General features: G+C 32.2%; 4 protein-coding genes. All 4 read right to left on the bottom strand.

Going from position 1 to position 1,996, the window contains the following annotated elements:
- Nucleotides 1-260: 260 nt before the first annotated feature.
- Nucleotides 261-689: a hypothetical protein gene (locus RV15_RS18300; protein WP_071879420.1), complete on the bottom strand. Its 429-nt coding sequence runs from the start codon at nucleotides 687-689 to the stop codon at nucleotides 261-263.
- Between the two features lie 4 nt (nucleotides 690-693).
- A complete protein-coding gene (locus RV15_RS18295; RefSeq protein WP_217265844.1) occupies nucleotides 694-918 on the bottom strand; it encodes a hypothetical protein in 225 nt (74 codons plus the stop codon).
- A 207-nt stretch (nucleotides 919-1,125) separates the two neighbouring features.
- Nucleotides 1,126-1,572, bottom strand: a complete 447-nt coding sequence (locus tag RV15_RS18290; protein ID WP_071879418.1) for a hypothetical protein — start codon at nucleotides 1,570-1,572, stop codon at nucleotides 1,126-1,128.
- Nucleotides 1,573-1,586: 14 nt separating this feature from the next.
- The coding region (locus RV15_RS18285; RefSeq protein WP_217265843.1) for a polymorphic toxin type 30 domain-containing protein at nucleotides 1,587-1,996 on the bottom strand (410 nt) is incomplete at its 5' end.

Below are 1,996 nucleotides of genomic sequence, written 5' to 3'. Positions count from 1 at the left end.
GAATCAAGACGGCTGAATAAAAAGCTTTCGCCGAATTGTAGGAATCACCTGAGCATAGATTTGTCAAGAAATGCAGGCAGGGCATTGTAGTAAAATAAAATTAAAAACAGTATTAATGAGCAATTCTCACTAATACTGTTTCAACTATTGGCAACTTGATTAGTGAGTTTAGACCTTACTAGTCAAGGCTCTGCTTCCTCAACGTCAATTGAGAAGTAGAGTGCCTTTTTATTTTGTTGATTATTCAGGGGCTTGTTCTGTTATTTTTCCATGTAATCATGATAAGGGTCATCTATATTATCCCCTACCTCTTCAATGGTATCTTCTATTTCTTCAAGTATTTCTGAAGATATATTTGTAGTATCTTTAATAGATTCTTTCATTTTATTATAAGTCTTTTTCAATCCTAAATTTATTAGTAATGATGTAATTATATCTACATCATCATAATTTTCTGTATTCCATAAGCTACATAAAACATTATCTAGTTCACTTCTTAGAGGTTCTTTTAAGTTTTCATAAGTATCCCCTTGTCTCATCATCAATTCGTCTAGAATATCAAAAAATTCTTTTTTGGTTACTTTTTTATTTTTAAAGTCCATGATAGCTTGTTCAAATAATAAATACAATTTATCTGCAGACATCCATGGCATATCAGAATAATCTTCTTTTTTCATGACTTTTTCCATTCTATTACCTCCCTTGAACTGGAACATGAACTCCATTTAAGTTTTGCTTTTTTGTCCATAGTCCATCAACAGTTACTTGTTTATTTCCTATCTTAATTTGAGCAGTCAATCTTGAACCTGATGCTGAGTCTGGAAACTTGGCTGCTGCAACAGGATCTGGCTCATGCCATCTAATAATAGCTTTCTGACCATCAGATAATTGAAATTCATATTTCGCACCATTTTTCATAGTATCTGTAGGTTTAAATATATTTGAAGTTCCTTGAATCGTAAGAATCGCCTCATCATAGTTTTATCGAGGGACAAAGACAGAATGACTGTGATAGAATAAATGTAAAAACAGCATCAGCAAGTAAATCTCACTAATACTGTTTCATTTATTGGCAACTTGATTAGCGAGTTATAGCTTACTACCCAAGACTTTATCACTTGATTATCAGTCCTGTGATACGGTGCCTTTTTTATTTTTTATTCGATAATCCAGTTCTGATAGTGCTTCTTCAACATCTTCTTCTAACTTAGAGTTATCTTTGTACAATTCAATAATTGGTCTGTATTTTATATTTCCTGAATTTCCAAGCATACTTAGTATATAACTCAAACACTCATCATTAAATCCATTTAAATGGTTAATGATTGGAGTTAAATTAATTGATTTTTCAACAGATGGAGCTTTTGACCCTTCTAACATTGCATCGAGTATTGATTCTTTAATGTCATCATCATTTTGTAGTGTAGCTTGAACTGATAAATTATCAATTATTTTTATAGTGTTATCATCTGATTCGCCACCATAATCTAAAATATCTCTTATATAACCTACCGCTTCTAATTTATCATTCTTACTTTTTTCTGAATCTTTTAAGATACTTAACCAATCCATTTAGATTCCTCCTTCTATTTTTTTGGTGTCTGAATCGGAATATGGGTACTATTTATAAGTTCTTCATTATAAAACTCACTATTAGGTCTTGAAATTCCAGGTGGTTGAAATTCACCTGATATAGGATCTAAATATTTTTTACCTTGTTGCACTCTCACAATCCAACCATTTGCAGCATTACTTCCTACTGGTGCTGATGCATCTTGTCCATGGACTCTAACAGTCATTTTTGTTCCATCAGAAGCTTTCCATGTATATTCAAATCCTTCTGTTACTTTTCCTGGCTGAGGTGTTAATACTCGTTTATTGGCATCTTTAGGAATTCTAGACAAAATATCGTCTACACTAGTACCTTGTAAATTACTAAAGTCCCCAATATTTCCTGAACCTAAACCACCAGCTTTCTTATTCTCAACCGTCTTCG

Source organism: Enterococcus silesiacus (assembly GCF_001886225.1).
In the GTDB taxonomy this organism is placed as follows: domain Bacteria; phylum Bacillota; class Bacilli; order Lactobacillales; family Enterococcaceae; genus Enterococcus_L; species Enterococcus_L silesiacus.
This window is presented reverse-complemented; position numbering and strand designations above follow the sequence as displayed.